The organism is Escherichia sp. WS1451, from assembly GCF_046487365.1.
Taxonomy (GTDB): Bacteria; Pseudomonadota; Gammaproteobacteria; order Enterobacterales; family Enterobacteriaceae; genus Escherichia; species Escherichia coli.
On sequence record NZ_JBJQJP010000085.1, the window covers coordinates 1 to 538 of the forward strand.

General features: G+C 60.2%; 1 pseudogene. It reads right to left on the minus strand.

What is annotated here, in order from left to right:
* Positions 1-538, minus strand: a pseudogene (locus tag ACJHX7_RS26285) (type IV secretion protein Rhs); the annotation flags it as partial.

Below are 538 nucleotides of genomic sequence, written 5' to 3' on the forward strand. Positions count from 1 at the left end.
CTGAAAGGCGGTTTCCAGCATACCGTCCGGACTCAGCAGGTTAAGGGCCGTTCCCAGGGGGTCATCCAGAAAGGCGGCTTTTTTTTGTGCGAGAAACTGCGTCAGTGAGGAGGGATGTTTATGGCAGTCGATTTTATCGTCAGGGGTCGGGGTGGAGCCCGGGGCCGCACTGGCCACGGTGGGCTGCCATAGTTCCGACACAAAATGTGTCACGCCATCCACCATTTCAGAACGCCCTTCTTCCGTACTGAGCTGGTCGTGCAGCGCCCGGGACATCAGCACAGGCCCTGTCACCGGGTTAACCGCCAGGGCTATGGCCCCCGCCATTTCCAGATATTCCCCGGCCACATCCAGGAACGTTCTGGCATCCTCCTGACGCTGCGCTTCTTCCTGTTCCGTCTTCGCCTGAGCTTCCTGCGCCTCAATATCCTGCCGCGATGCCGCAGTCGCCGCGGCCCGCGCGGCAGGTTTGCTGTTGATCCATGTGTCGCCAGAGCCGGTGAGGATGTAACCTTCAATCTGAGGCGGGAAAAGCCAG